The organism is Sphingomonas sp. ASY06-1R, assembly GCF_052180265.1.
Lineage (GTDB): Bacteria > Pseudomonadota > Alphaproteobacteria > Sphingomonadales > Sphingomonadaceae > Sphingomonas_I.
In genome coordinates this window covers 3347507-3369084 of the sequence record NZ_CP197464.1, presented here as the reverse complement: position 1 = coordinate 3369084, position 21578 = coordinate 3347507, and the positions used below count along the sequence as shown (strand labels likewise).

Genomic DNA, 21578 nt, shown 5'->3' with positions numbered 1-21578 from the left:
CCACGAGTACCTAGCAACTGCTAGCTGCTACTAGCCGACTCGTCGATTGCCCTTCGCTCAGCTCTGCCAGTACGACCCTCCCGCCGCGTTTTTGTACCAGGTCGGCGCCAACCACCCGATCGATGGTATAATCGGCGCCTTTGATAAGCACATCTGGCTGCAGTGCCTCGATCAGTTCGAGCGGAGTCGCTTCATCAAAAAGAGTTACGGCTGCAACGCCTTTGATCGCACCCATCACGGCGGCGCGTGCGCTCTCATCCTGGATGGGACGTGTTGGTCCCTTTAGCCGCTTAACGGAGGCGTCGGTGTTCAGCGCCATGATCAGTCGATCGCAACTCGCAGCAGCCTGGCCTATCAGCTTGATATGACCAGGATGGATAAGGTCGAAACAGCCATTGGCAATTCCCACCGTCAATTTCTCGCGTGCCCATGCCCAGCGCAATGCGACGAGCTCATCTCGATCCAGCAGTCGGCCATCGTTGATGTCTGATGTGGTGCTTTCCGACAACAGCGAGGCCGCCAATTCCTCGCGTGTGACGCTGGCAGTACCTAGCTTCGAGACAACGATTCCGGCAGCATGGTTTGCCATGCGCATTCCAACCTGAAATGGCATGCCGGCGGCGATGGAAGCTGCCAGAACCGCAACTACCGTGTCGCCCGCGCCAGAGACGTCGAACACGTCTTGGGCGACGGTCGCCAAGTGGAGCGGTGACCCGCCCAAGGGGTAGAAGGACATGCCTTTTTCTGAACGCGTCAGTAGAATATTCGCGCCGCACATCTCTTGTGCGCGACGAATAGCAATCGCGGCTTCCTCGTCGGTTTCACAAGGCAAGCCTGTCGCGTCGGTTAGCTCTTTGCGATTGGGCGTCAGCAGAAAAGCCCCGTTATAAACCGTAAAATCCGTGCGCTTCGGATCAATCAGTACCTTTTTGCCGGCTGAGATCGACTGCTCGATGACCGTATGAATTGCACGATCCGAGCATACGCCCTTGCCGTAATCCGACAAAATAACGATGTCCGCCGCTGCAATCGCTTGGCCAACCGCCTCCAGAAAGCCCGCTTCCATCTCATCCGAACATGGGACGGCGTCTTCATGATCGACCCTGACGATCTGCTGGTGGGCGCCAATGATACGCAGTTTTCGGGTCGTCCGACGTCCCTCCAGCGCAGCAACGCCGTCACAGTCGATGTCTCCCATGCGGGACAAGAGCGCGATCAACTCGTCTCGCGCGGCGTCCTTCCCCGCCAGCCCAACCAAGTTGACGCCTAGCCCCAGGCTGGCGAGGTTTGCGGCCACATTGGCGGCGCCGCCCGGGACGGCGCGCTCTTCGGTAACGCGCATCACCGGTACCGGCGCTTCGGGCGAGATGCGGCTCACCGTGCCGGACATGTAGCAATCGAGCATGACGTCGCCGATCACGGCAACGCGATAGTCGGAAAGGTGGTCGAGATAGGTGGTCATTGGTCTGCCTTGGTAATCATGGGGTGGCCGCAAAGCCTTTTGCGGCGACGCTCCCCGCGAGCACGATATGGTAAAGCGAACTGGCGGGCACATAGTCGACCAACGGTTCCGTCGCTGCCGATACATGATCGATCCAGCCTCCGCTAAACGGGCGATCGAGAAACGTGTTCATCAGCCCCGCGGCCATCTGATCGGCGAAGGCATGCGCCTTCGCGTCACCGGACGCATGCCGCGTCGCCGCCGCCTTAATCGCTTCGGTATGGGGCCAAACGCGGTGTGATCCCTTCAGAAGCGTGTCGCCCGCCGCCGCAATCTCGTCCACGACCAGTCCGTTTTCGGCGATTCCATGGTCTTGGGCGGCAGCGTACAGGGCTGCACCGGCGCCGCCGAGGTCCGCTCCTGACAGTGTCGCATATTCTCCCAGCAGCCACACCCACTCGAAATGATGACCGGGCTCCCATGCAGCGCGCTGTGCAACCGTCCAATCGCGCGCGAAATATTCGAGCAGGCGTCCGTCGATGAAGAAGCGTTGCTCAAACAGTGCGACAAGCGTTGCTGCGCGCTCCAGATAGCCGCGGCCAGGGGCCGCCTGTTCAAGGAACAGATAGGCCTCGAGCAAGTGCATGTGAGGATTTTGGCGCTTCTCATCGGGCGCGGGCAACGCGTCGAACAACCCGCCATATTGCTTGTCGTCCAACTGGGATTCGACGAAGCGGATCGTTCGATCGGCGAGCGCAAGCAGCTGTGGATCCTGGTTGAGACGGTACAGCGCGGCGATCGAGAAGAGCACGAAGGCATGGGCATAGGCGTCTCGCGTGGCCGAGACGACCGTGCCGCCGATCGGATCGATCGAGAATGCGAAGGACGTCTCGCCATCATGGTCGGACGCGAAATCGCGAATCAGCGAATGCATCGCCCGTTCCGCAAGGTCTTGTCCCCGATCGGACCAGCCCTGTTCGGCCGCATGCGCGAAGACGAAGATCTGTCGTGCTTGCACCATGGCACGATGCGGCACGATCATCGGCGTACCGCTTTGATCCAGTCGCTCCTGAAACCGGCCCGCAGCGGAATCGAATCCGCGCTCCGCCCATGCCGGCAGAGCGGCGTTCTGGATCCAGTCGATATAGTTGTTCAGCATCAGGTCCTCGGGCACGAAGCCGCACAAGCGCGCATGTCGTTAATCGCGATCATCGCGCAAGAAGGGTACGGACGGCAGAAGCGAGATCGCCGTCATTCGGGGAAATCAGGCGTGAGATTATGCCGGCTGCAGCCGCGCTATCCGCATCGCTTTGCTTGTCGCCGATCATGAAGCTGCCCGCGGGAGCGACGTTCCAGTCGCCCATCGCGCGCAGGATCATCCCGGCTCCGGGCTTGCGATCGTCATGCTCGATAGCGAATTCAGGCACGATCCCGTCTGGATGATAGGGGGCGTAGTAGAAGGCGTCGATATGAGCGCCCTGCTCTTGCAGGGCCGCCTGCATGTGATCGTGAAACCGCTCGACGTCCTCGGTTGAATATAGGCCGCGGGCGACGCCGGACTGGTTTGTCACCACGAGAACCGGATAACCCGCGTGGTTCAACAGGCGGATGCCTTCGATCGCGGTGGGAGTGAATTCCAGATCCGTGGGCCTGAATGTATAGCCGTGATCCACGTTGATCACGCCGTCTCGATCCAAAAAGGCGGCAGGCCGGGGCGGGGCCAGATCAGGCTGATGTGACGGTGTCATGGCATAAGGCGCGTCCCGAGGGACGCGCCTCCTCATCTTTATGCGGCGTGTTCGCGAACGCCAGCGGCGATCAACCAGCCGATCGAATAGATCAACAGAAGCGAGATCACGACCGTCAGCAAGATACGCCAGCGCTCGGGAAACAGGGCTTTTACCGGCATGTTCGCATCAACGACGCGCACCAGATACAACTGCTGCTGTTGCGCTTGTTGCAGCGCGCGCTCCAGCCCGGAGGCTGCCGCTTCGTAGCGTTTGGCCAGGAAGTTACGGCGAAGCTCGAGCCCCTGGAACCCGCTGATATCGTTTGCGATCGCACTTCCGCTCCCCGCAAGGCGGCCGCTCTGCGCATTAAGCTGCTGCTGAAGCGCCTCCACATGCGCCGACAAAGCCTGATATTGTGGGCTGGTGCGGCTGATCATGCCGCCCATCGCGTTAAGCTGCGCCCGCGCCTGAGACACCTGCGCTTGCAGTCCGGATACCAACCCTAACTGCGCCTGACCCGTCGCCTGCGGATCGATATCGCCATGCGACCTGCGGAAGGACGTCATTTGCGAGTTCGACACGGCCAGGGCTGCCTCCGCATCCGCAAGCTGGCGTCGCGCATTGTCGATCGCATCGGCATAGCTGCGCTGATTCAGTACGTTCACGCGCTCTTCACCAATTTGGAGCAGCTTACGGGCAATCGTGTAGCTATCTTCGGGATTGAAGCTGTGCACCTTGACCACGGTAATCCCGGTGTCCGTGTGATACTTCACCGAAACCTGCTTCTCATAATAGCGCAACAGGCGCTCCGGCGTGGGATTGGCCGGCATCAATCGGCTCAGGATATCGACACCCGGCCTCCGGAACCGCTCGACGAGCTTGTCCTCTTTGCGAAGGCGGTCGACCGCGTCATGCGACACCAGATAATCGGCGACGCTCATCGCCTCGTTGTTGCCGCCACTCGTGCCGGTAACCATGCCAATGACGGCGCTGACGCCAGCCGTCGGTTGAACCGAGCCAGCCGACGTGCGAACCAGGAAGTGCGCCTCGGACTCGTATTGGTCGGACGCGTACGTGAAGAGATAGAGCCCGACCAACAAGGTCGGAAGCACGACGATGCCAAGAAACCATCGTCTTTCCATGATCCATGCGCGGGCACGTTCGACGGGCCCCGTCTCTCGCACCTCCATATCGTCCGCGGGGGTCATGAAGCCATGCATATTCATTTGCTGATCCTAGCCGATCCGCCGTGCGGACGCATCGTGCAATCAATGTTGCTCATCAGGAGAGGTGAACCTTTTCGCGCATCATACGAATGCCCACCAGGCCGGCCCACATTTGGATCAGGCAGAAGGCAGAGCAATAACCATAGAAAGCATAGTCGTCTGTGGCCGTTTCAAACCAGCCGTAGCGGACAGTTTCGAAGACAGTCGTGGTCGGCAGCCATCCAGCCCATGCCTGGACGGCAGGCGGCAGCCACGCAACCATGTAGAAAGCGCCCGACAACCCCGTCATGAAATACGCATAGGGATGCACCAGCCGTCCAACCGTGCGCTGCTCATACGTGATGGCGGTAATGACGAGAGACTGGCCAACACAAAACCACCACATCAACCCCCAGCCCAGCATGATGTAGAGCGGGCGGGCTGGCGGGTCCGCCAGACCGCTGAAGACCATAAGCGCCATCAAAATCGCAAACACGCAGAAGACCGACGCAAATTCCAGCAGAGCGCGGGAGAAGACGATATCGAGAACCGTGACGGAACGGTGGTAGAGCAGGGGGGCATTCGCCTCGAGCGCGCCCTCGGCACGGCTGACGATACCCCGAAACAGAATGAAGGTGGTATAGCCGATCACACCGAAGGGCAGCGGTTTGATATCGCTGCCGCCAGGGGAATGCCCGCTTTCATAATGCATCAGACCGATGACGGTCGCGAGCAGCAGGGGCTCCAGAAACATCCACAGGTAGCCGACATTTTCGCGGCCATAACGCGTGTGCAGTTCGCGCAGAATGAGCGCGCCGATGACCCGCATTTGCGCGCGTAATGCGTCTGTAAACGAACCGCGCCGTGCGGGTTTGGTGGTGGAAACGACGTTCATGGTTGCAGCTTATGCAGCAAGTCCAGCACAATGGCGATATGTTGCGGCCAGGTTGGGGCATGCCAGTCGACCAAGCGTTTGACTTGGGCGGAGCGTTCGGCGGACTCCAGGTGGGTAAGTTCGTCGATCGCCCTCTGCCATGCCGGGCCGTCGAGAGGGTCGAGAAAGCGCGGCACATCGCCACCCGCCTCGCGCAAAGCGGGCAGATCGCTGCAGATTACGGGCACGCCCAGCGCCAACGCCTCGGCAACGGGCATACCATAGCCCTCGGCGAAAGACGGCATCAGCAGCGCACGCGCTCCGGAAATGCGGGCGACGACGTCACGGTCCGGCAGGCCGGCATATTCTTCCACGCAGTCGGTCAGCGCCGGGCAGCGCTCCAGCAAATCGACAACCTGTTCATTCTCCCAACCGCGTCGTCCGATCAGTACCAGCTTCGGGATCGCCGCGGCACCGCGTGTTTCGGCCATTGCGCGCCATAAATGCAGCAGCAGCAGATGGTTTTTCCGTGGCTCGATCGTCCCGACGCAGATGAAATAGGGCCGGTCGGACACCTCAATGCGCGACGCCGCCGCGGACTCCGCGCCCAGATAGGCGACCGCGGTCTCGGGACGGCGCCCTGCCCAGTCGAGCACCGGCTGCAGCGCATCCAGCGTAGCCTGCGAGTTGGCGATGATGCCATCCGACAGTGCGGCCACGGTCTCCATGCGGCGCCGGTGCAGTGCGGCGCCACCCGGTCGGGCATATTCGGGGAACTGGATCGGGATCAGATCATGCACCAGGCACACCAGCTGTGCATTTTCCCGCTTCAGGATCGCGCGCATCAACGCCGGCTTGATCAGGTTATTCGGTGACGGCTGTAGATAGATACTCTTGGCGCTTGCCTTGGCCAGACGGGGCCGCAGCGAGAGCAGCGCCTTGGCTGCGAACACCCGTAAAGATGCGTGGCCAAGCCCCTCATCCCGCCATCGTTGTTCGGTGGCGTCCAGGAAACGGATCACCGCCTTGCGCGGCAACCTGCCATAGAGGCCGCTGGGATGGACGGCCGCGAAGCGCAGACGCTCCGGTATTTTCGCAAGCAGGCCGCGTGCATAGGCCATCTCCACCCGATCGACGCCCGTGGGCGTCGGGTGCAGCACGCGCGACAGCAAGCGCGTGATATCCAGGATGATCTCGCTCACTCGGCCGCTAGTCTGTTCGCCAATGCCCCAAGATCGATGCGCTCCGCCCGCACCTCGCGCATCACAAGTGCCACCGCTTCGGCGACACGATCAAGCTGTTCGGGTTCATGCAGGGACGACAGGAAGAACCTTAGCCGCGCAGATTGTTCGGGGACAGCCGGGTAGATGATTGGCTGGACGTTGATGCCCATATCGAGCAATCGGTCGGCGGCACGCGCCGCCACGATCGAGCTGCCCGTCATGATCGGAACGATCGCGGCGCCGATCGATGGGCCGGTATCCAGCCCCAGCGCGCGCGCCGCATGCAGGAAATGATCGGCATTGGCCTGCAGCTTGGCGACGCGCTCCGGCTCGGCATGCATGATTTGGAGGCTCACAAGGGCGGCCGCAGCTACTGGCGGCGGCAGCCCCACCGAATAAACGAAGCCCGGCGCACTGCTCTTGAGATATTCGATCAACTCGGCGGAGGCAGCGATATAGCCGCCGCAACCCGACAGCGTCTTGCTGAGCGTACCCATCCAGATGTCGATATCACCCGGATCGACGCGCGCCTGTTCGGCAATGCCATGTCCGCGCGCGCCGAGCACGCCCAGCGAATGGGCTTCATCGACCATCAGATGGGCGCCATGGGCCTTTGCGATCGCGACCAGCCGGGCCAGATCCGGGATATCGCCATCCATGCTGTAATGGCCTTCGACCACGATCAGCGCGCGTTCGGCTTTGTCCCGCGATCCGGCCAGCAGGCGCTCCAGCTCGTCCATGTCATTGTGGGGGAAGGCGATGCGATGCGCGCCGCTCGCTAGCGCACCTTGGACTATACTATTGTGACTCAGCGAATCGTGCAGGATCACGTCGTCGCGTCCGACAAGATGGCCGATCACCGTCACATTGGTGGCGTGCCCTGAGACGAGCGCAACCGCGTCCTCGGTCTGATAGACGCGGGCGATAGCCTGCTCCAACTCGCGGTGGATAGGTCGCTCGCCCGATACGACACGGCTTGCGGATACCGACGTGCCATAGCGGTCGATCGCTTCCTTCGCGGCGGCATTGACGCGCGGGTCGCCGTTCAACCCCAGATAATTGTAAGAAACGAAGTTATCGAACGTCGCGCCCTCAATCCGCGTCCGCGCGCCGGCGATGCCGTCATGCGGGCGAAAATAGGGATTGCGTATCCCCAGGGCCTCACCGGCCCGCCGGACCATATCGAGATCCGCGACCACATCTGGCCGTCCCAGACGCGGCTTTGCGCGCGCGCGCTCCTCCGCTTGCGTCGGCGCGCGGTTGGACAAACGTGCAAGCAGCTTAGCCTTGGCATCGCCGCTGAGACCAAAATTATCGCTCATCGGAAAAGTCGGTGACACGCACCTAAGGCAGGATCAAGGCGCAGAGGCGGCAGCGGCGGCAAAAGATGGCTCTGCCGGTCTTTGCGCGCCATCAGCCGGGCCTTCGAACGAGCCCCCCTCTAGGCGGGCAAGGCGTTGCGCCATCTGGGATCGCTCATCCTCCGGCGCCTCCGCAGTGCCGAGTCCGCGCACGATCCGGCCGGCCATCGCCGTCAGCGTGGCGCCTTCCGACAGGGCAAGCAGCGGGATCGAAATGCCGAAACGCTGTTCCACCGCGAGTCGCAGCTCGACCGCCATCAGGCTGTCCATCCCGAGCTCGGCGAGTGGCCGTTGCGGCTCGACGCGATCGGTCGCCAGCTTCATGATTCGCGCAACCTCGTCGATCAGCAACGCCGTGATGCGATCGCGCGCTTCCTCTGGCGAACATTCGGCCAGCATCGCCTGCAGATCGACCTCGGCGGCTTCCTCGGCCGTGCCGCTGAGCATGTCCGCAAAAAGCGGCGTTGCCAGAAGCGGCAGCTGGCGGCGTAGGGCCCCCCATCGCAGCGTTGCCATACCGACCACCGGCGCGCCGCTTGCCATCATCGCCGGAAGCGTATCCAGCGCTTCCGCAGCAGTCAGATGGGCGCCCCCCAATTGCTTCGACAGCATCTCGCTGACCTGCGTCTCGCGCGCCAGATAGCCGGCATCCCCGATCGGCCCCCATTGAACGGCAAGCGCCGGCAGTCCTTCCGAATGCCGCTTGCGCGCGACGGCTTCGATCGCGGCATTGGCCGCGACATAATTGCCCTGGCCCGGATTGCCGAATGCGGTCGTGACGGACGAAAAGAGCAGGAAAAGGTCCAACGTGTCGCCGCGCGTCAGTCGATCCAGCGCCTCAGCGCCGCCCAGCTTGGGCCGCAATGCGCGGGCGAACCGGTCTTCGTCGATCGAGCCCAGCAAGGCGTCATCCATCGCCACCGCGGCGTGGATAATGCCGCCAAGCGGCGCCTGCTGCGTGCGCACCGCCGCCAGCACGTCTTCCAATGCGGCTTCGTCTGCGACGTCCGCCGCATAAGCACGCGCATCGATCCCAGCCTGCGCAAACTCTGCAATCACCTTATCGGCGCCGGGTGCGGCGGGGCCGCGACGGCTCACCAGCGCGAGATGCTTGGCGCCGCACCGTGCCAGCCAACGTGCCGCTTCCAGACCAAAGCCGTCCACGCCGCCGGTCACCAGATAGCTGCGATCGGCCCGTGCCTCGAACGGCGTCGCAGCAGCGCCCGAATGCGGCAGGATGTCGCCCGGCGTCAGCACGATCTTGCCGATATGGCCCGAGCTCTGCATCAGTCGGAAGGCATCCTCCGCATCGGCAAAATCGAACGTCCGATGCGGCAGCGCGCGGAGCGCCCCCTTGGCGAACAGCCCGGTGATCTCGTCGAAAAGAGCCGCAGCCAGCTTGGGCCGGCGGAGCGGCAATTGATCGGCATCGATGCCATAATATGTCACGTTGTGGCGGAAGGGGCGCAGGCCGACGGTACTATTCTCGTAGAAGTCGCGCTTGCCGAGCTCGAGGAAGCGGCCGAACGGCTTCACCAAGCCCAGGCTGCGCCGCATGGCCTCACCCGCTAGCGAGTTGAGCACGACATCGACGCCCGCCCCGTCGGTCAACCGCATCACATCGTCCGCAAAGGACAGCGAACGGCTGTCGAGCACGGCTTCTACGCCGAGACTTGCCAACAGGGCGCGTTTGGCCGGCGATCCGGCGGTGGCAAAGATGCGCGCCCCGCGGTGCCGGGCATATTGGGTTGCGGCCAGGCCGACGCCGCCGGCCCCGCCATGGATCAGGATCGTCTCGCCCGCTTCCAGCTGCGCCAACTGGCCCACGGCATAGACTGTGGTCAGGAACGCCACGGGGACCGTCGCTGCGGCCGCAAAGCTCATGTCCGCCGGCATGCGCATCACTGCATGCGCGGCCGTCACCGTGCGCGTGGACAAGGACGCGGGAGCAAACGCCATCACGCGATCGCCCGGTACGAGCGTGTCGACATCCGCGCCGACCTCTATCACCGTGCCAGCGCACTCGAGACCCATGGTTGGTCCGGCAAAACCGTCGAGCAGCGCCTCATCGGGCAGCAGGCCCATCGCCCACATCACGTCACGGAAGTTCAGGCCAGCCGCTTCGATCTTGATCGCAACTTCGCCTGGCCCGGGCTTGGCTGGCTCCAGCGCGTTCCACTCCAGCGAATCGAGTAAGCCCGGTCGGGCGATACCGATCCGCACATCGGCAGGGGTCGCGCCGTCCCGTTCGGGCAAACCGCGCCGGACCCGCGGAACCTCGCGGCCGCGCGCGGTCCAGATCACTTCTTGCTCATTGTCGGGGCGGATCAGTTCGATCGCGACATGCTCGGCGGCCTCGACCAGCGACACGTCGGCGTCGATCCGGATCAAGCGTGTCGGCACATGCGGCGCTTCATTGGCCAAGACGCGCCGCAATCCGCTCAAGGCGGCATTGGCAATCGTGTCGCCCCGGACGATCAGCGTGATCGTCACGCTCGGCTCCGGCGGCAAGGCGGCCAGACCGCCCACCCGCGCCAAGGCGGAGGCGAGCGATACGTCGTCCTCGATGATCAGCGCGACGTGCCCGATCAGGGCATCGCCATGATCGACCAGCGCGCCGTGTGCTGTCAGCGCGCTTTCCAACGCCGTCGCCAACGGGCCGGGCGCCGCCGCCAGGCGAATCTGCGTATCGGCAGTCACCGGCTGTACGGCAGCGCTGGTGCGTGCCGAAATCAGCTCGACCGGCCAGAGCGGCGTGGTGAGCGGCTGGAACCGCAATTCGGCAAAGTCGGCGCCCTCCAGCATGCTGCGCCAGCGCCCGCCGTCGACCAGCGGCGCCGCATCGGGACGCAACATCTGCCACAGCCGATTGGGCGCGGCCTCCGCCAGAAGCAGCATGCCGCCCGGCGCCAGCGCGGCGCGGAGCGACTCGATCTCACGATTGCCCCAGCCGCCCAGCGCAAAACTGTGCAGACCAACGATGATGTCGAAAGCCGGTTCGTCCAGGGGTTCACCGGGCGTCCAGGCAATGGCGCGCGCGGCCGGCAGATCATGCAATGCCTGGATCAAAGCGGGCAGATCATCGCTATCGGTCGCGGCGACGAGGGTTGCGTTACCGCCAAGACGGCGCAGCAGCAGCCGGCTCGATCCGCCGCGCCGTGCGCCAACCTGCAAGACACGGATGGGCGTATCCCGGCCCTGCGTCAGGCTTGCCAGCGCTTCGCCCAGCTTCTGCGCGGCCATTTCGCCAGCGGGCGACGCCGCTAATATCTGCTCCCACAGGGCTGCTGGGATTGCCGGCGCGCGTCCGGGACCCTCCGTCAGCAGGAGCGGCAGCGTTTCGCCGGCGAGGGCCAGCATCGCTACTTCCGCAACACCGCGGGGTTGATCGAACAGCAGGGTCCGCAGGATTGCGTCCGAAGGTGGAAGATCCTCGTCGACAAAGCTCCAGGAGCCATCGTCGGCCTGGGTCGCGACACCGTCGGCTGCCAGCCACCGCAACAACCGGTCCAAGATCGGACGGCTGGCCGTCGCAATCTTGCCGTTGCGGATCAAGCTTTGCGGCGCGAGTCGATCGCCCGCCGCGAGCGATCGAAGCGCCTCGACGGTCGCGGACGTCGCAAAGGCATCGGCCAGAAGTCGGCTTTCCGCGGCGGACATATCTGTTGCGTCGTGCGTGATGCCGAAGCGGGCATCTGCGAGGGTTGATGCGGTGCCGGACGGATCCGCGCTCGCGACCTGCGCGATATGGAAGAATTGCTCATCGGCGGTGGCCTGGCGGCCAAGCGCGACACGCACGAACCAGCAATCCATCAAATCCGCGACGGCGCGTCCGGCCGCGTCCAGCAGCACGATATCGGCGCGCACGGAGCGCGGGCCGACGCGCGTAACCGTCAGTAAAGCGGCGGTCGGGCGTGCGCTGTCAGCTTTGCGGAGCCTGACCCGGCCGAACCGCCATGGCAGGACACCATTCTCACTGCCCAACCGATCGGCCGCTAGAGCGAGCAGGCTTTGCAACGCCCCGTCCACGATATTGGGCGGCAAGAGGAAGCCCGAGCCGATGTCGGGGGCGGCATCCAGCCGCGCAATCGCGCGATCCTGTTCGAAGACGTCGATCCGGGACACGACCTGAAAGTCGGGGCCGTAATCGAGCCCCATCTTGGTCGCGAGGGCATAGAGGGCGGGGGCAGCGACCTGCGCTACCGGACTGCCTTCCGGCTGTGCCGGCTGCGCCTCGTCCGCATCGGTCGCGGCAATCCGCCCGCTCATATGTTCTGTCCACGGTTCCTCGGACAGGCGTGGTCGAGACGCGATCGTGAAATCGCCCGCGGCGGACCCTACGCGCAGGCGTACTTCGCGCATGATATGCGGCTCAAGCACCAGCGCGCGGCCGATCTCGACATCCAGCAAGTCAAGCGCGGCGGCACCGCCATGACGTGCGCGCGCCGCCGCCAGCGCCGTCTCGATCAAGGCTGCGGCGGGAACGACGGCCGCACCGCCAACGGCGTGATCGGCCAACCATGGCAGCGTCTCCAGGCTAAGATGCCGGATCCACTCGACCGGCTCGTCATCGATCCGGACGCCCAGCAGCGGGTGCTCGAACGGAAGGGTGACGCGATCCGTTGCTTCCTCGGTGCGGGCGACCCAGAAACGCTCGCGCTGAAACGGATAGGGCGGGAGCCCCCGGACACTCGCCTCGCCAACGAAGGCGTCGCTGCCGCGGATGTCACCGCCGGCGGCGTGAATACGGGTCGCCAAGGCCGTGACGGGATCCGTCTTGCTGGCCCGTCGCGACAAGCTCGGCAGCACCCGGCCTTCTTTGTCGGCACCACGCAACGCATCGTTGAGATAGGCCTGAACCACCGCGTGCGGTCCGATCTCGACGAAAATACGCACTCCGGCATTTACCATCGCTGCCGCGGCATCAGCGAACAGAACTGGTTCGCGCACATTGCGCCACCAGTAGCTGGCATCCAGCTTTTCGCCGTCGAGCGGCGCGCCCGTTACGGTCGAATAAAAAGCGATGGCGGCGGCGCCCGGCGCAAGGCCGGCCAGATCGGCAGCCAGACGGGGCGCGATCGGATCCATCGCGGCCGAGTGAAAGGCATAGTCCAGGTCAAGCCGCGTGAAGCGCCATTCCTTTTCCCGTGCTTCCTTCTCCAGGGCCTCGATCCCCGCGATCGTGCCTGCGATCGTGGTCGCCTGGCCGCTATTGCGCGCCGCGACCTCAACCGCGGATCCGGAAACCGCGCTGGCGACGCTATCGCCGTCGAGACCCAATACAGCCATGGCGCCCACGCCGTGCTGCGCCTGCTGACTGCGGCTACGGACCGCGATGACGCGCGACGCCTGATCCAGATTCAGTGCACCGCTGGCCCATGCGGCCGCGACCTCGCCGACGCTGTGGCCCATACAGGCATCGGGCGTGATGCCCTGTTCCCGCAACGCCATCACCAACGCCACCTGGATGGCGAACAGCAAAGGCTGCGCGATATCCGTATTGCGCAGGCCATCCGGATCAGGGTTGTTGAGCCGTTCGCTGACGGACCAGCCAAGATGTGGCGTCAATGCCACCTCAACCGCTGCCAGCGCCGCGCGGAACGAGGGGCTGGATTCCAGCGCGTCGGCGGCCATGCCCGCCCACTGGCTGCCATTGCCCGAGAAAACGAACCCGATCTTGCCGGAAACCGCGACATTGCTTGCGGCAAGGGCGGTCGGTTTGCCGTTGGCGAAGGAATCGAGCGCCTGGATCAACTCGGCACGCGATTTCGCGGAAATAGCGAGCCGGTTCTTATGCTGGGTCCGCTTCAGCGCGACACCCCGGATCAGGCCGGGCAATTGCTCGGGCGGCGCCTCTTCCACGCGCGTACGCCAAAGGGTGGCAAGCGCCTTCAAGGCACTGTCGGACCGGGCCGAGAGTAGCAGCGGCGGCAATTCGTCGGACGCGACCGCGGGCGCTGACGGCACGGTGTTCGCCGTTTCCAGGACGGCATGGGCGTTGGTGCCGCCAAACCCGAACGAATTCACGCCAACCAGATAGGGCTTCGATCCGTCGATCGTACGCGCCGTTGCGGCCAGGGTCAGGTTAAGGTCGTCGAAGGGAATGTTCGGATTCGGCGTTTGACAATGGAGCGTCGGCGGGATGGTGCCACGCTCCGCGACCAGCATGGCCTTGATCAATCCGGCGATGCCGCTGCCCGCTTCAAGATGCCCGATATTGGTCTTGATCGATCCGATTGGGAGCGCGGTCTTGCGGCGGCTCCCCAAAATCTCGCCCAACGCCCCCGCCTCGATCGGGTCACCGGCGGGCGTGCCCGTGCCATGCGCTTCGACATAAGCGAGATCCGCAGGGTCTAATCCGAAACGGTTGTAAACCTCGTCGAGCAGCGCAGCCTGCGCTTCGCGGTTCGGCAATGACAAACCCGTGGTGCGCCCATCGGAATTGACGCCCGTATTGCGGATCACCGCCCGGATCGGATCGCCCGCAGCCAGCGCTTCGCGCAGTGGCTTGAGGATGACGATGCCGCCGCCTTCCGCCCTGACATAGCCGTCAGCACGTGCATCGAAGGCATGGCAACGCCCCTTTGGGCTCAACATCGATGCGGCGCAGAAGCCGACATAGGATTGCGGCGCCAGCAGCAGGCTGACGCCGCCGACAAGCGCCATATCGATCTGCCCGGCCCGGATCGCCTGGCAAGCCTGATGCAGCGCGACCAGAGACGAGGAACAAGCGGTATCGACGGTAAAGCTCGGCCCCCGCAGGTCGAAGGCGTAAGAGATACGATTGGACAGCGAACACAAGGTCACGCCGATCATCGAATATGCGTCGGTGGTCGAAGGATCGCCGACGTTGAGGTTCAGATAGTCCCACGAGGAGCCGCCAACGAAGACGCCGATCGGCTGCCCTGCCAACCGGGTCGCGTCGAAACCGGCATCTTCAATGGCTTCATAGGCCAGCTCCAGCAGCAGCCGCTGCTGCGGATCCATCTGCGTGGCTTCGCGCGGCGATATGCCGAAGAATGCCGGATCGAACTGACTGACATCCCCCAATATGCCGGCCGCGAACGTATAGGCCTTGCCGCGTTGACCCTTTTCAGGGTGGAACAATTGCGCCTTGTTCCAGCGGTCATCAGGGATTTCGCTGACAGCATCTCTGCCCTCCAGCAACATCTCCCACAACGAGTCGATGTTGGGTGCACCGGGCAGGCGGCAGGACGCGCCCACTATTGCAATCGGCTCTGCCGCAGCGCCTTTCGGGCCCGCGCTGGGCATGTCCAAGTCGTAACGCGATTTGTTCAAACGAAACTCCGGCGTACCCGAGCTTGTGGGACGCGTGACGCGGCTATAGCGGAGCGACGCGGAGGAACAAGGTAAAGCGCGGCCAGCCGTTGTGTCATATGTTTGCAATGCAGCATCGAGTGGCGCATGGGCGGGCAGGAGTGGAGGGTCCGTAACGGTTGAACCGTGTGGGACCGTCGTTAGTTGAGCCAACGCGCCGGTTGTGTCGAACGCAACTCGGGTGCAAAGGAGCGGTGCCGCTAGGGCGCGCCGCGCCACAGGGTCGATGGTCAGGTGAGGCGCGTGGCGAAAAAAGAATTTCTTTTTCTTCAGGGTTTGGCAGGCCCTTTCTTCTCACGATTGGGCGAAGCGCTGGCAGCAGCCGGGAACGGCGTCCATCGTGTGAATTTCAATGGCGGCGACAAACTGTACTGGCGCGTGCCGGGTGCAATCGATTATCGCGGTAGCCTCGACAAATGGCCCCGCTTCCTCGCGAAGATCCTCGCGCGCCGCAACATCACGGACATCGTGCTATTTGGCGACTGCCGCCCACTGCATAGCGTGGCGATCGCCGTTTCCAGCAAAACCGGGGTGAAGGTGCATGTCTTCGAAGAAGGATATGTTCGTCCCGATTTCGTGACGCTGGAAGCCGGTGGCGTCAACGGGCACTCGCGTCTGTCGCGCTCGCCGGATCATTATGTCGAGGCCGCGCGCGCATTGCCGCCCTTGCCGACCTTTCCGCCGGTGCCGTCCTCGTTCGAGCGGCGGGCCAAGGAAGATCTGGCCTATAATATCGCCTCGCTCGCGCTGGCGCCCTTATTCCCCGGCTATCGTACGCACCGCCCCTGGCACATCCTTACGGAATATGCCGGCTGGGCAGTACGCTTGCTGCGCCGTGGCGCGGAGCGTCGCCGCTCCGCGATAACGCTGAACCGCCTCCATCAGGATGGCCGGCCTTATTTCGTTTTCCCGCTACAGCTGGATTGCGATTATCAGATTCGCGTCCATTCCAACTTCGTCGGCGTGCAGGACGCGATCGAGACGGTGCTTGCGTCCTACGCCCGGCGTGCGCCGGCCGATACGCTGCTGGTCGTGAAGGGCCATCCGCTGGATAACGGCCTGGTCGATTGGGAAAAGCGTACGCTCGCGGCGGCCGCCAAGATCGGCATCGCCGACCGTGTCTTGTTCCTTGAATCGGTGGATATCGATTCGCTCGTGTGCGGTGCCCGGGGATTGGTGACGGTGAATAGCACGACGGGGACGCTCTCCCTGCGCTGTGGCGTTCCGACAATCGTGTTGGGCGATGCGGTCTATGACATGCCGCGCATCACGCACCAGAATGGCCTCGATGCATTTTGGACGGAACCGGTTGCACCCGAATTGCCGGTCTATGATGCTTTCCGGCGTGTGCTTATCGACCGCTGCCTGATCCACGGCGGTTATTTCAGCGACGAAGGCCTCACCATGCTGGTCACAGGCGCGATGCGCCGGCTGGAGATGGACGAGCCCCGGACGTCGGTCGTGCGCATGCCTGCGCCCGTACGCGTCCCGGTTGCTGCGCCGCTCGTCGCCCGGGGGTAATGACATTCGCTCGATCCTGATCACCGGCGCGTCGAGCGGTCTCGGCGCCGGACTTGCTGGAAATTATGCCGCCCCGGGCGTGCATCTCGTTCTGACGGGTCGCAATGCGGAACGGCTTGAAGCCACCGCGGCACTCTGTCGTGCGCGCGGCGCAACCGTCACGACCGGCCTCCATGATGTGGGGGAAGCAGAACCGCTCGGCAGCTGGCTGGTCGAGCAGGATCAGCGCACACCCTTCGATCTTGTCATCGCCGCGGCCGGGGTTTCGGCGGGGACGGGGGACGATGATCGTCCGGAAGGCGTCGCGCTAGCAGCGATGCAGGTCAGGTCGAACCTGCTTGGTACGATCCACACGATCGAACCGTTATTGCCTCGGATGATCGCACGCCGCGCGGGCCATGTGGCGGTGATTTCGTCGACGGCGGCCCTACGCGGACTGCCATACAGTCCAGGCTACAGCGCCAGCAAGGCGGGCATTCGCGCCTATGGAGAAGCGCTGCGTGCGTTGTTACGCCCTCAGGGTGTCGCAGTGACGGTTGTCGTTCCCGGATTTTTCGATACTCCGATGACGAACCGCTGGAAGGGCCCGACTCCGTTCATGCTCAGTCTCGACAAGATGGTGGCGGCCGTGCGGAAGGGCCTTGATGCCCAGCGGTCGCGCATCATCGTCCCGCGTCTATTGGCCATGGGATCGCAGGCGGCCGATTTGATGCCGGCGCCGCTGGGCGATCGCATCATGCGGGGCTTCCGGTTCCGGATCGAACCGGGGCAATAGACTGGCTCTAATGCTCCATTTTCTTGTAGGAATTGCGATTACCGTAGCGACGTGGCTCGGCCTGCGTCGCCTCGTCGGCGCACCGCTGCTCGGCCGGCCAGAGCCGCATCGCATGGTGATCCTGCTGATCGACGCATTTCCGTTCCTGGCCGGCTTCGGACTGTTCCTGCTGCCCACCGGCCGCCCGATTCTTGCCGGCCTTGCCGTACTGTGTCTGGGCATCGGGATGGGCGTCGCGGATCGGGTCAAGCGCGTCGTCCTCGATGAGCCGGTGGTGTTTGCCGATCGTGCGGAACTGATCGAAGTCGTGCGACATCCAAGGCTCTACCTTGCCTTCGTCGGGACGGGGCGGATGGTGCTGGCGACCATCGTCATCCTGTTGATCATCGTATGGCTGATCGATCTGGAACGCCCGCTTTGGCCGGTCAGTCTGCTGCAGGCCGCCCTGCTGGCATCGGCAGCGGTCATCATCGGTCGAGCCCTGTTCGTTGTCCCGACCGCGCCTGCGCTTCTGGGCCGCTTACGTCGCTTCTACGACCGGCTCGCAATCAGTCGCGATCCGGCGATGGACGCGGCGCGACTCGGCCTGTTGGCTGCCTGCATCGTCCAGGCAACGCTGGCGCGCGCCGAACGGCCGCAACGCCAGCTTGCGGCACAGGCCCGGAGCTGGCCGGAACTGCCCGCCAATGGACCGATCCTGATCGTGCAGGGCGAATCGTTCGTCGACGCACGTCGGCTCGATCTCTCGCTCGTCGATCATCTGCCCAACTTCGCGCGGTTGCAGCGCGAGGCCGTGAGTTCCGGCAAGCTCATGGTGCCCTGCTGGGGTGCGAACACGATCCGCTCGGAACTGGCCGTGCTGACCGGACTGGGCGGGGATGACGTCGGCCTGGATCGTTACAATCCTTATGAGCATTTTGCCCGCGTCCCATTGCCCTCGCTCGCGCGTCAGGCGCGTGCGGCCGGCTATCGCACGATTTGCGTGCATCCTTACGATGCGAGTTTTTATTATCGCGACAAGGTGATGCCGCTGCTGGGGTTCGACCAGTTTATCGGCCTCGAAGGCTTTGCCGATGCCGCCCGCAACGGGCCATATGTCAGCGATCTGGCGGTGGCGGAGATGGTGGCCGCGCGTGTTCGCGAACATGGTCCGCGCGTCCTCGTTTTCGCGATCACGATGGAGAATCACGGCCCGTGGGATGCCAAGCATGACGCGCTTGCCCCTGCGGCTTTGCCGGAAGCCTGGCGCAACCTGGCGGACGCGCCCGCGATTGGCCGCTGGCTGAAGCATCTTCAGTCGACCGACTCGATGATTCCGGTCCTCCGCGATGCGATTGCGGCAACGGGCTCGCCTGGTTGGCTGGTCTTCTACGGTGATCATCAGCCGAGTCTTACCGGCGCGTTCCAAGCGCCAGGCGTCGCCGATCGCCGCTCGGACTATGCGATATGGGGTTCTGATGCTGCCGCCGGTGCGCGGATGGATCTGGCGGCCGAGGACATTGCCGATCGGTTGATGAGGGCGATGGGCGTTCGCTAACGCGAAATGGTGCCAAACATCTTGGCAATGCGGCCCTGCCAGCGCCGTAACCGGATCAGCCAACTTGTTTTGGGGCGCCAGCCTTCGGCAAAACGCTGCAGCAATATTTCCGGTGGGCAGGGCAATTCCGTCACGGGATCCAGATAGCGCGGATACAGGATCAGGGTGCCCGCCACCAACTGTGCCAGGGTCAATTGCCGGCCGCGGCGCGGCAGCGGCGGCGCAAGATCATGCGTGAGACCCCAACCGGCATAGAAAGGCTGGCCATGCACGGTGACATCGACGCCCCGCAACAGCGCCTCGAAGCCGGTCAGCGAGGTCAGGACGTGCACTGCGTCAACGCGCGATAGGAGTGACGGCATTGCCTCGCCCCGGACGATTTGATCGGCATGGGCCAGCAATTGATCGTCGGGAACGCGCCCCTGACGATGGCCGGCATCGACATCGGGGTGCGGCTTGAACAGCAGATAGGCGTCGGGTTCGGCGGCACGCGCGCGGCGAAGGAGCTCCAGGTTGCTGGCGATGCCGGCGCCGCCCAGCCGTACCGACATGTCATCTTCCACCTGCCCGGGGACGAGCACCGTCCGGCGGGTGCGGCGTTGCGCCGGGGCGATGGGGGCCTCGCTGGCATATTTGCTGATGCCGCGCGTCACGATCGTCTGGATCAACGTCTCCGCCCGAACGCAAAGATCCTGCGTCAGCGGATGCTGCGCCAGGATCGATTCGAGGTCGCTCGGCCGCGTAGGATCGTAATAGATGCCGGTTCGGTCCACGACGATCGACAAAGGCGGGTGCAGGTCTGCGCCGAGCCCGATCGAGCGGATGAAGCCATCCTCGATCCGTACCAGCCGAGCATCGGCACGTTCCATCAGTCCCGGCGGCGCACGCGATGGCCACACGGCAATGGCATGGTCTCCGGCCCGCGCGATCGCCGAAGGCGCGTCGTCGGCGAAGTGCAGCGGTGGACGCTGGTCGGCCCATAGAAATTGGGCGATCCGTGGGCGCTTCCACCACGCCATGCCGCAGGCAACGGCGATATCGCGGTTCACCTCCGCGAGCGCGCGCCACTGTGCGACGATCTCGGCCGCCGTTTCGGCGCTGATCGCGTTACCGGTGAAAGGGCTGCGATAGCGGCCGTCCGCAGCCACAAGCGCCGCGAGCTCCAGCGGAAAAGAGGCGTACGCGCTCATTCGTCCATGGGGCGTTTGCCGCCGACGTCCGCCCACGGCTGGCCAAGCCAGCTGCGGAAGCGATCGTGCAGGCCCCAGTTCAGCGGCGCGCGGCGTTCGGCCAGCCCCGGTACGCCAGTAATGTCCAAGCCCGTCCACGGCAGAAACGGATTGCGCCGCCCATAGGCCCACATTTCGACCCGTAGCGACGGCCGCACCGAAGGCCCGCGCGCATGGAAGCCGCTAGTATCGGCAACGACCAGCGTATTGGCGGGAACCGCAAAGGCGGTCGGTGCCGGAAGGCCGAGCGCGGCGAGTTCGTTCTCCTCGATCCGCAGCGAACCACGGCCCGACAGGAAATCCGGCCCGTCCCGCGCTTCCAGGCTGCGGCGCTGCTCCCACGCCATTCGCGCGGCGTCACGCCGATGCGATCCCGTGACATAGACCAGCGGCCCTTCGTCGGCAGCAACGTCGGTCAGGAACAGCCAGGCTTTGACGGTGGGGTGGAACGTGTCCGCGTGAAGCTTGGTCTGCGGATCCGGCGGCGCATCATGGCGATGCGTCAGGATCGACTGGATATAGACGAGCGGCTCGGTGTCGAAGCTGCCGACATAGCGGATAAGCCCCTGCCAGCGCCGATGCTGTTGCAGCGCGCGGGTCGCGGGCATGGCTGCCAGCGCGGTCGGTTCCAGCGCGATCCGTCGCGTGATCGTATCGCCCTGCACCATTTCGCGTGCGGCCCCGCGATGCGCCATCACCTGCTCTCGCAGCGCTGCGAAATCGGCAGGGGGCAGGAAGTCGCGCACCTGGACAAAGCCATCGCGTGCGAAGGCCGCGCGATCAGCGGGCTCGATCAGATCGGCGAGGCGCCTCCGCCGCCAATCCGCCATCTTATGGGCGATCGCCACGCGCTTTGCGTGCAGGCCCAGCCGGTTGAGTCGCTGCGATCCGATCAGGGGATTGTCGCGGAAACTCTTGGCGCCGGTTGCAAGCTGCAAGGCCCACCAGGGCGACATCATGTAACGCAGGGGATTCACGGCGCCCCTATTCGGCAAGAGCGCCCAATGCGCAAGGATGCGAGCGCAGCCAGCCTGAGGATCTGCTCCACTAGGCCCGAAACGGCCATACCGATACCGAACTGCAACACTTCGCAACAGTCTTGCGGCAGGCAAAAATATCCTTTGACCTTTGTCGAAAAAGCACAGTCGATCGTACATCCCACGAGGTAAAGGGGGATGATCTGTCCTGCAGTTCCACATTCTTTACTAAAAAAGACATGTGGATCGTTCTGGAGATTGACAGTTTTCCGGAGCAGCGTAACCATTCCGTCATAAGAAACGTGGTGATTCCTAGTCCTTGGGGGACGAATGCCAGGCCGACTGAATTAGATCGGGGAAATTCTTA

Annotated in this window: 13 protein-coding genes; 3 read left to right on the top strand and 10 right to left on the bottom strand. The window is 63.9% G+C overall.

What is annotated here, in order from left to right; all coding sequences use genetic code 11:
• Positions 1–10: 10 nt before the first annotated feature.
• The 8 genes from rfaE1 to ACSBM8_RS15815 all read right to left on the bottom strand — a co-directional run bounded on the left by rfaE1 (position 11) and on the right by ACSBM8_RS15815 (position 15106).
• Entirely contained in the window at positions 11–1462 is a 1452-nt protein-coding gene (gene rfaE1, locus ACSBM8_RS15850) for a D-glycero-beta-D-manno-heptose-7-phosphate kinase (protein ID WP_442678959.1), read from the bottom strand.
• A 16-nt stretch (positions 1463–1478) separates the two neighbouring features.
• Positions 1479–2600, bottom strand: a complete 1122-nt coding sequence (locus ACSBM8_RS15845; RefSeq protein WP_442678958.1) for an AGE family epimerase/isomerase — start codon at positions 2598–2600, stop codon at positions 1479–1481.
• Between the two features lie 49 nt (positions 2601–2649).
• Positions 2650–3123 carry a D-glycero-alpha-D-manno-heptose-1,7-bisphosphate 7-phosphatase gene (locus ACSBM8_RS15840; protein WP_442678957.1) on the bottom strand — a complete coding sequence of 158 codons (474 nt, stop codon included), beginning with the start codon at positions 3121–3123 and terminating at the stop codon, positions 2650–2652.
• A 104-nt stretch (positions 3124–3227) separates the two neighbouring features.
• The gene (locus ACSBM8_RS15835; RefSeq protein ID WP_442678956.1) at positions 3228–4379 is read right to left on the bottom strand and encodes a lipopolysaccharide biosynthesis protein; all 1152 of its coding nucleotides are present in this window, start codon (positions 4377–4379) and stop codon (positions 3228–3230) included.
• A 73-nt stretch (positions 4380–4452) separates the two neighbouring features.
• Complete coding sequence (locus ACSBM8_RS15830) at positions 4453–5271, bottom strand: ABC transporter permease (protein WP_442678955.1); 819 nt, start codon at positions 5269–5271, stop codon at positions 4453–4455.
• The gene (locus tag ACSBM8_RS15825; RefSeq protein WP_442678954.1) at positions 5268–6452 is read right to left on the bottom strand and encodes a glycosyltransferase family 4 protein; all 1185 of its coding nucleotides are present in this window, start codon (positions 6450–6452) and stop codon (positions 5268–5270) included. The genes ACSBM8_RS15830 and ACSBM8_RS15825 overlap by 4 nt, the downstream gene beginning before the upstream one ends.
• Positions 6449–7795, bottom strand: a complete 1347-nt coding sequence (locus tag ACSBM8_RS15820) for an aminotransferase class I/II-fold pyridoxal phosphate-dependent enzyme (protein WP_442678953.1) — start codon at positions 7793–7795, stop codon at positions 6449–6451. The genes ACSBM8_RS15825 and ACSBM8_RS15820 overlap by 4 nt, the downstream gene beginning before the upstream one ends.
• 33 nt (positions 7796–7828) lie before the next feature.
• A complete protein-coding gene (locus ACSBM8_RS15815; RefSeq protein WP_442678952.1) occupies positions 7829–15106 on the bottom strand; it encodes an SDR family NAD(P)-dependent oxidoreductase in 7278 nt (2425 codons plus the stop codon).
• A gap of 309 nt (positions 15107–15415) precedes the next feature.
• Here ACSBM8_RS15815 and ACSBM8_RS15810 point away from each other — a divergent pair, with 309 nt between their 5' ends.
• From ACSBM8_RS15810 to ACSBM8_RS15800, 3 genes are read left to right on the top strand one after another with little or no spacing between them, the layout of a single operon-like run.
• Complete coding sequence (locus ACSBM8_RS15810) at positions 15416–16693, top strand: capsule biosynthesis protein (RefSeq protein WP_442678951.1); 1278 nt, start codon at positions 15416–15418, stop codon at positions 16691–16693.
• Complete coding sequence (locus ACSBM8_RS15805; RefSeq protein WP_442678950.1) at positions 16665–17468, top strand: SDR family NAD(P)-dependent oxidoreductase; 804 nt, start codon at positions 16665–16667, stop codon at positions 17466–17468. The genes ACSBM8_RS15810 and ACSBM8_RS15805 overlap by 29 nt, the downstream gene beginning before the upstream one ends.
• A gap of 10 nt (positions 17469–17478) precedes the next feature.
• Positions 17479–19005 (top strand): LTA synthase family protein, encoded by a 1527-nt coding sequence (locus ACSBM8_RS15800; protein ID WP_442678949.1) that lies wholly within the window; start codon positions 17479–17481, stop codon positions 19003–19005.
• Here the strand turns inward: ACSBM8_RS15800 and ACSBM8_RS15795 are convergent.
• A complete protein-coding gene (locus ACSBM8_RS15795) occupies positions 19002–20195 on the bottom strand; it encodes a capsular polysaccharide export protein, LipB/KpsS family (RefSeq protein ID WP_442678948.1) in 1194 nt (397 codons plus the stop codon). The genes ACSBM8_RS15800 and ACSBM8_RS15795 overlap by 4 nt on opposite strands.
• The gene (locus ACSBM8_RS15790) at positions 20192–21193 is read right to left on the bottom strand and encodes a phytanoyl-CoA dioxygenase family protein (RefSeq protein ID WP_442681620.1); all 1002 of its coding nucleotides are present in this window, start codon (positions 21191–21193) and stop codon (positions 20192–20194) included. Before ACSBM8_RS15790 ends, ACSBM8_RS15795 begins: the two co-directional genes overlap by 4 nt.
• Between the last annotated feature and the right edge of the window lie 385 nt (positions 21194–21578).